The organism is Actinophytocola sp. (assembly GCF_045807065.1).
In the GTDB taxonomy this organism is placed as follows: domain Bacteria; phylum Actinomycetota; class Actinomycetes; order Mycobacteriales; family Pseudonocardiaceae; genus Actinophytocola.
Genome location: NZ_JBJMIE010000161.1, coordinates 1 through 7,544 on the forward strand (window position 1 = coordinate 1; position 7,544 = coordinate 7,544).

The window sequence follows — 7,544 nt, forward strand, 5'->3', positions numbered from 1 at the left end:
CATCGAGCCGGGCTCACCGTCCTGCGCCGCGACGGAGAGCGAGCCCCACCCGGCGGGCTGCGGCAGCCACGGCGTGGCACCGCCGAAGCCGAAGGACGCCCCGTCGCGGGTCCACGGGATGGGCACGCGGCAGCCGTCCCGGCCGGGGTCCACGCCGTCGGACCGCAAGTGCATGGGGTCGCGCAACGCGTCGAGCGGCAGGTCCTCGACCTCGGGCAGCCCCAGCTCGTCGCCCTGGTACACGTACAGCGTGCCGGGCAGCGCTGCGGTGAGCAGCGCGGCCGCCCGCGCCCGGTACTCGCCGCGGGCCAGGTCCGTCGGCGTGCCGAACCGCTTGGCCGTGAAGCCGAACGAGCTGTCCACGCGCCCGTACCGGGTCACCGGGCGGGTGACGTCGTGGTTGGACAGCACCCACGTCGGCGGCGCGCCGACCGGGGCGTGCGAGTCCAGGGTGGACTGGATCGCCTCACGGAGCTGCTTGGGTTCCCACGGTCGCATCATGAAGTCGAAGTTGAACGCCGAGTGCATCTCGTCGCCGCGCAGGTAGCGGGCGAAGCGGTGCGGGTCGTCGAGCCAGATCTCGCCGACCAGGATCCGTTCCCCCGCGTAGGAGTCGGCCACCGCTCGCCAGCCCCGGTAGATGTCGTGCAGCTCGTCGCGGTCCAGGAAGGGGTGCTCCCCCGCCGCGTAGGAGTCGGGCACCTCGGGCAGCGCCGGGTCCTTGACCGGCATCGTGGCCGAGTCGATGCGGATGCCCGCGACCCCGCGGTCGAACCAGAACCGCAACACGTCCTCGTGCTCGCGCCGCACGTCCGGGTGGTTCCAGTTCAGGTCCGGCTGCCGCGAGTCGAACAGGTGCAGGTACCACTGTCCATCCGGGACGCGGGTCCAGGTGCCGCCGGAGAACGCGGAGGTCCAGGCCGTCGGTGGCCCACCGGTCGCGCTGCCGTCGCGGAACCAGAACCGCTCGCGAGCCGGCGAGCCGGGACCGGCCGCGAGCGCGGCGCGGAACCACGGGTGCTCGTCGGAGACGTGGTTGGGCACGACGTCGACGATCGTGCGGATGCCGAGCGCCGCGGCCTCGGCGATCAGCGCCTCCGCGTCGGCGAGCGTGCCGAAGGCGGGGTCGAGCGCGCGGTAGTCGGCCACGTCGTAGCCGCCGTCGGCCTGCGGCGAGGCGTACCAGGGGGTGAACCAGACGGCGTCCACGCCGAGGTCGGCCAGGTACGGCAGGCGGGACCGCACACCCGCGAGATCGCCGACGCCGTCACCGTTCCCGTCGGCGAAGCTGCGCGGGTAGATCTGGTAGATCACCGCGTTCCGCCACCACTGCGTTGACCGGGTCGCCGCGCTCATCCGCGACCTCCTCCGCTGTGCTTCCGCCCCACGGCAGACGTCATCGTCGCTCCTGGTTGAGCTAGGTTTAGCGCTACACTTGCGTGGTAGGTGACGGTAGACCGGCGGCACCGGGGTGTCAACGGTCCTAGGCTCTGGCGCATGGGGAAGGAACGCGTATGCGCGTGACGCTCAAGGACATCGCCACGGCGGCGGGCGTGAGCATGATGACGGTGTCGAACGTGGTCAACGGCAACCACGCCCGGGTCTCCCCCGCGACCGTCGCGAAGGTGCGGCGGATCGTCGACGAGCTGGGTTACGTGCCCAGCGCGTCGGCACGCAGTCTCGCCGCCCGCACCTCGCACCTGGTCGGCCTGCTCGTGCCGGCCGCCGACGAGGACAGCCTCACCCTCAGCCCGCACAACACCGCGATCCTCGGCCAGGTCGAGCGGTCGCTGCGCAAGAGCGGCTACCACCTGCTGCTGCGCGGCATCGCCGATCCCGCCGAGATCCCCGAGGCACTGCGGTCGTGGAGCCTGGACGGCGCGATCCTGCTCGGCTTCCTCGACGAGGAGATCGACCGGCTCGGCGCCGCCGAGCTGGGTCGCGTGCCCGTACTGGCGATCGACAGCTACTCGGCCAACCCGCTCGCCACCGGCGTGCGCTCGGACGACTTCACCGGCGCCCGGCTGGCCACCGCCCACCTCATCGGCCTCGGCCACCGCGAGATCGTCTTCGCGGGACCGGCCTTCGGCGACGCCGGCGTCGTGGCGGAACGTTTCCGCGGCTTCCAGGCCGCCTTCGCCGACGGCGGACTGTCCCGTTCCGACGGTCCCGTCGCGACGGTCAACACCACCCACGAGGACGGCGTGGCGCTCGGCCGCCGCCTGCTCGACGAGCACCCGGCGGCGACCGCGGTCTTCGCCACGGCCGACATCCTGGCGATCGGCGTCATGGCCGGTCTCGCGGAGGCGGGCGTGCCCGTGCCGGGCCGGTTGTCGGTGGTCGGCTTCGACAACCTCGACCTCAGCGCCTACGTCACCCCGAAGTTGACCACCGTGGCGCAGGACATGGCGGCCAAGGCGGCGAACGCCGTGGCACTGCTGCTCGGCGCCATGAAGGGCGGAACCCGCCCGGACGCCCCGGTCACGCTGGCCGTCGCGCTGGTCGACCGGGAGTCGACGGCGCCCGCCCCCTAGCTGCTAGGGTCACAGGCGCGTGGAGTGCGGCGTCGGAACGCTCCGCGTGCCCCCTCGCGGTGCTTCCCGTGGCGCACAGGGAACTCGTTTGGAGAGCCGTCGTGACCACGTTGGTTATCGGAGCCCGCGGCAGCATCGGGCGCCACGTCGTCGACCAGTTGCTGGCCGCCGGGGAGCAGGTCCGCGCGTCCGCGCGTGACCCGGAAGCCGCCGGGTTGCCCGAGAACGTGTCGGTCGTCGCCGCTGATCTGACCAAACCCGACACAGTGCGGGCCGCGCTGACCGGGGTGCGGAAGGTCTTCCTGTACGCGCCGTCCGGTGGCATGGGTGCCTTCGTCGAGGCGGCCAGCGACGCCGACCTCGACCGCGTGGTGCTGCTGTCGTCCGGGAGCGTCCTGCTGCCCGGTGCCGTGGGCAACGCGATCGCCGAGGAACACCGCGCCGTCGAGCACCAGCTCACCGAGTCCGGTCTGCCGTGGACACCGATCCGCCCGCTCGTGCTCGCCACCAACAACCTCGCCTGGGCCGACTCGATCCGCGCCACCGGCACGGTGCCGCTGTTCCGTCCGAACGGGACGTCGGCGCCGGTCCACGAACGGGACGTCGCCGCGGTCGCGGTCGCGGCGCTCACCGGCAGCTCCGACGGGTACGCCGACCGGATACTCACCGGACCGCAGCTGCTGTCCCAGCGCGAACAGGTCGAGCTGATCGGCACCGCGCTGGGCAGGGACCTCACGGTGACGGAACTGTCGGAAACCCAGGCACGCGCCCGGTTCGGCCAGTTCGGCACCGCGCCGGCGACCATCGACGCGATCATCCAGTTCATCGCGGCGTCGGACGACGGCAGGTCGGTGATCACGGACACGGTCGAGCGCGTACTCGGCCGCCCCGCGTTGTCGTTCGGCGAGTGGGCGCACGAACACGCCGCCGACTTCTAGCCCGCCTCCCCACACGCGGACCCGAGCCCGTCGTCAGCTCATCCGCTGCAGCCCGATCACCGACAGCAGCCGCAGCGCCTCGTGGGCTGGGGTGCCGGGTTCGGCGGTGAACAGCACGACGTGCTGGTCGCGTTCGGGCACCGACAGGATGTCGCAGACCAGCTCGACGGACCCCAGCTCGGGATGGTCGACCGTCTTGAGCAGGTGGCGCTCGTCGGAGACCTCCGGGTTGGGCCACCGGGCGGCGAACTCGGGGCTGTGGCGCAGCAGCTCGCGGACGAGCTCCTGGGTGGCGCGGTCGTCGGGATACCGGGCGGCGGCCGCGCGCAGGTGTCCGGCCGCGAACTGCCCGAAGTCGCCGCCGCCGGAGATGCCGTAGTGCCGGCGGCTCGGGTCCGGGTGCAGGAAGTACCGGCGGATCATGTTCCGCTCGCGGCGCGGTTGGGCCGAGAAGTCCTCCAGCAGCGCCGCGGCGAGCGGGTTCCAGGCCAGCACGTCGTACTTCGCGTCGAGGACGATCGCGGCGGTGAGCGGCAGCCGTTCGATCATGTCGAGGATGCGGTCGGGGACGTCCGGCGACGGGCCCGGCGGCTCGGCCTGCTGCCCGCCGAGGAGGTACAGGAGCCCGCGCTCGGCGTCGGTGAGGCGCAGCGCCCGGCCGATGGCCGCCAGCACGTGCCGCGACGGGTGCGGGCCGCGGGCCTGCTCCAGCCGGGTGTAGTACTGCGTCGAGATGTGCGCCAGCTGGGCCACCTCCTCGCGCCGCAGTCCCGGGGTGCGGCGCGGCCCGACCGCCGGCAGACCGACGGTCGCCGGGGTCAGCCGCTCGCGGTGGTGCCGCAGGAACCGGCCGAGCTCGTGCTTGTCCACCCCTCCAGGATGCCCTCGGGGCGCGGGGCGAGCCAGGTACCGCCAGGGCCTGTCACGGGAGCCGGGGCCGCCGCAGGGTGGAGTCATGACTGGAATGTTGTCCGACAAGATCGCGCTCGTCACCGGGGCCAGCCGAGGCATCGGCGCCGCCGCGGCCCGCCTGTTCACGGCCGAGGGTGCGACCGTCGTCCTCGCGGCCCGCACCGAGAGCGCGCTGAAGACCCTCGCCGAGGACCTCCCCGGCGCCTCCTACGTGGTCACCGACCTCGGTGACGTGGCGAGCGTCGAGCGGGCGGTGGCCACCGTCGTCGAGCGGCACGGCCGGCTGGACCTCGCGTTCAACAACGGTGCGGTCGGGGTGCCGCCCCACCCCATCGCCGACTTCCCCGAGGATGACTTCGACCTCGTCGTGCGGGTCAACCTCAAGGGCGTCTTCTACGCCGTGTCCGCCGAGGTCAAGGCGATGACCGCGAGCGGAGGCGGGGCGATCGTCAACACCAGCAGCGTGGGCAGCCTGATCGGGAACCCGGCGCTGCCGGCGTACGGGGCGGCCAAGCGCGCGGTCAACAGCCTCACCGAGTCGGCGGCCGTGACGTACGCGGCGGCCGGCATCCGGGTCAACGCGATCGCACCGGGCCTGACGATGACCGAGATGGTCGAGGAGTGGAACCAGCACGACCCCGGCGTGATCGACCGCATCGTCGCGGGCACGCCACTCGGCCGCGCCGCCCGCCCGGAGGAGATCGCCGAGGCGGCCGCCTGGCTGCTGAGCGACCGCGCCTCCTTCGTGACCGGCGTGGTGCTGCCCGTCACCGGGGGCGCCGCCGTGTGACCAGGCCGAGTGTCGCGATCAGGCCGGGCGTTCGTCGTCGAGAAGTGCGGCGGTCGCAGGGTGCTCGACGAGCGCGAGCACCCTGCCGGCCATGAACCGTGCCGTGCGGACCGGGACACCGGTGCGCGTGACCTCCACGACCTCGACGACCCCGCGGCCGACGCTGACCTCCACGCGCCGGCCGGCCCGGGTCGCCTCGACCTCGTAGACGCGGGCCGTGTCGCCCGCGTCGACCACGATCTCGACCCGGTCGCCCTTCATACCACCACTGTACCGAACTCGCGTTCGATTGAGTAGTGCGTCAGGGCAGGTCGGCGACGAACTCCGCGAGCACAGCGGCGAACTCCTCGGGTGCCTCCTCCTGGGGCGCGTGCCCAGCGCCCGGCAACACGAGCACCTCCCCGCGCCAGAGGGTCGGCATCGGGATCGTGCGCAGGTGGTCCAGGCTGATGAGCTGCTCACCCTCGCCCTGCAGAACCGCCAGCGGCCGGGTGAGCCCGGCGACGATCTCGACCTCGTCGAGGAACCGGCCCGCCCCGAGGCTCGCCTGCAGGCCGGCGCGGGCGGCGCCGTCGGTGGCCAGGATGTCGGCGACGAACTCGGTCAGCGGGAGCGTCGAGCCGGGTGCGACGAAGCTCTCGGCGTAGGCACGTGCGGCCTCGCCGTCCACCTCGGCGCTGAAGCCCACGCCGATGGCGGGGTTCGGCAGGAACGCGTCGGCGAGCTGGGCAGGCGAGCTGACCGGCGGCGTCCCGAAGATCACGAACCCGGCGGCCGCCGGCAGCCGCGGCGCCGCCTCGAGCGCGATGTGCCCGCCGAGGCTCCACCCGACCACGACGGCGTCCGCCGCGCCGGTGGCCGCCATGAACCCGGCGAGGGTGGCGGCGTAGCCCGGCAGCGAGTAGGCCTCCGCGTCCGCGGCGGGCGCCGAGGCGCCGTGCCCGGGCAGGTCGACGGCCAGACACCGGAAACGCTCGCCGAAGGGACCGTCCACGAGCGCGTGCCAGGTGCGACTGGACGACGAGTTGCCGTGCACCAGGACGACGGACCGGCCGCCGCCGGCCGACTCACGGTACGCGAGCTCCTGACCGCCGACGGTGATGTTCTTCTCGACCAACGGAGTTTCCCCTCCTACGGCGGTGTTCCCGCCGGCAGCCTCTCATCCCCGTCCTCCGAAGTGAAGCCGCGAACCGATCGACCGCGGTTCGTCCGGCTGCCGACCTCGATCACCGGCAACGCCGGTCCAGGTACTTACACTTCGTTAATTAATGTATTGTAAGTACCTGTGGTCGAGACATCCGTGGACGACCCGGCCGAGGTGGCGGCGACCCTCCGGCTCGTCATGGGCCGCATCGTGCGCAAGCTGCGGCACGGGAAGAGCGCCGTCGGGGACGTGACGCTGTCCGAGGGATCGGTCCTGGCCCGCCTGGACCGTGACGGGTCCGACTCCCCCACCTCGCTGGCGACGCTGGAGGGCGTGCGCCCGCAGGCCATGGCGACCACCCTCGCCGCCCTGGAGGAGCGCGGCCTCGTCAGCCGCACCCCCGACCCCACCGACGGCCGGCGCGCCGTCATGGCGATCACGACGACGGGCCGGCAGGTGGTGGCCGACCGGCGCTCCGCCTCCGTGCGGCGGCTGGCCGACGCGCTGGAACGGGAGTTCACCGCCGAGGAGCGCGCGACCCTGCACGCGACGCTGCCCCTGCTCGACCGGCTCGCGGAGCGGATGTGACCGCCACGCGGCAGGCGGCCGCGGAAACCGGGACGAACGGCCGCTACAAGTGGGTCGCCCTGTCGAACACGACGATGGGCGTGCTGATCTCGGCCGTCGACGGGTCGATCGTGATCATCTCGCTGCCCGCCATCTTCCGCGGCATCGGCCTCGACCCGCTCGCCCCGGGCAACATCGGTTACCTGCTCTGGATGATCCTGGGGTACATCCTCGTCTCCGCGGTGCTCGTCGTCGCACTCGGCCGGCTCGGCGACATGTTCGGCCGGGTCCGCATGTACAACATGGGCTTCGCGATCTTCGCCGTCTCCTCGCTCCTCCTCTCGGTCGATCCCCTGACCGGCGGCCCCGGCGCGTTGTGGCTCATCGGCCTCCGGGTCGTCCAGGCCGTCGGCGGGTCGATGCTGACCGCGAACTCGGCGGCGATCCTCACCGACGCCTTCCCCGCCCGGCAGCGCGGCATGGCGTTGGGGGTCAACCAGATCACCGCGCTGGCCGGCCAGTTCCTCGGGCTGCTAGCGGGCGGGCTGCTGGCCACCATCGACTGGCGCGCGGTGTTCTGGGTGAGCGTGCCGATCAGCGTCACCGGCACGATCTGGTCGTACCTGAGCCTGCGCGAGACGTCGGCGGGCCGCCCCGGC

General features: G+C 72.7%; 9 protein-coding genes. 5 read left to right on the top strand and 4 right to left on the bottom strand.

The genetic code is table 11. The annotated features are described in order from the left end of the window. Window positions 1–1,356: glycoside hydrolase family 13 protein (locus ACJ73U_RS09435; RefSeq protein ID WP_407777167.1), on the bottom strand; the 1,356-nt coding region annotated here is incomplete at its 3' end. Window positions 1,357–1,514: 158 nt separating this feature from the next. Here ACJ73U_RS09435 and ACJ73U_RS09440 point away from each other — a divergent pair. Together ACJ73U_RS09440 and ACJ73U_RS09445 are read left to right on the top strand one after the other, a co-directional pair. Continuing rightward, a complete protein-coding gene (locus tag ACJ73U_RS09440; protein ID WP_407777168.1) occupies window positions 1,515–2,534 on the top strand; it encodes a LacI family DNA-binding transcriptional regulator in 1,020 nt (339 codons plus the stop codon). A gap of 101 nt (window positions 2,535–2,635) precedes the next feature. After that, the gene (locus tag ACJ73U_RS09445; RefSeq protein ID WP_407777169.1) at window positions 2,636–3,472 is read left to right on the top strand and encodes an NAD(P)H-binding protein; all 837 of its coding nucleotides are present in this window, start codon (window positions 2,636–2,638) and stop codon (window positions 3,470–3,472) included. Between the two features lie 33 nt (window positions 3,473–3,505). Here ACJ73U_RS09445 and ACJ73U_RS09450 read toward each other — a convergent pair whose 3' ends face one another. Further along, on the bottom strand, window positions 3,506–4,342 hold the full coding sequence (locus tag ACJ73U_RS09450) for a helix-turn-helix transcriptional regulator (protein WP_407777170.1): 837 nt from the start codon (window positions 4,340–4,342) through the stop codon (window positions 3,506–3,508). An 85-nt stretch (window positions 4,343–4,427) separates the two neighbouring features. On the opposite strand from ACJ73U_RS09450, the gene ACJ73U_RS09455 reads away from it, so the two are divergent. Further along, window positions 4,428–5,174, top strand: a complete 747-nt coding sequence (locus ACJ73U_RS09455) for an SDR family NAD(P)-dependent oxidoreductase (protein WP_407777171.1) — start codon at window positions 4,428–4,430, stop codon at window positions 5,172–5,174. Between the two features lie 18 nt (window positions 5,175–5,192). Here ACJ73U_RS09455 and ACJ73U_RS09460 read toward each other — a convergent pair whose 3' ends face one another. Together ACJ73U_RS09460 and ACJ73U_RS09465 are read right to left on the bottom strand one after the other, a co-directional pair. Then, window positions 5,193–5,435, bottom strand: a complete 243-nt coding sequence (locus tag ACJ73U_RS09460) for a hypothetical protein (RefSeq protein ID WP_407777172.1) — start codon at window positions 5,433–5,435, stop codon at window positions 5,193–5,195. 40 nt (window positions 5,436–5,475) lie between these two features. Beyond that, on the bottom strand, window positions 5,476–6,291 hold the full coding sequence (locus tag ACJ73U_RS09465; protein ID WP_407777173.1) for an alpha/beta fold hydrolase: 816 nt from the start codon (window positions 6,289–6,291) through the stop codon (window positions 5,476–5,478). Between the two features lie 168 nt (window positions 6,292–6,459). Between ACJ73U_RS09465 and ACJ73U_RS09470 the strand changes: the two genes are divergently transcribed. Next, window positions 6,460–6,906 carry a MarR family winged helix-turn-helix transcriptional regulator gene (locus ACJ73U_RS09470; protein ID WP_407777174.1) on the top strand — a complete coding sequence of 149 codons (447 nt, stop codon included), beginning with the start codon at window positions 6,460–6,462 and terminating at the stop codon, window positions 6,904–6,906. A gap of 74 nt (window positions 6,907–6,980) precedes the next feature. Next, the coding region (locus ACJ73U_RS09475; RefSeq protein WP_407777175.1) for an MFS transporter at window positions 6,981–7,544 on the top strand (564 nt) is incomplete at its 3' end.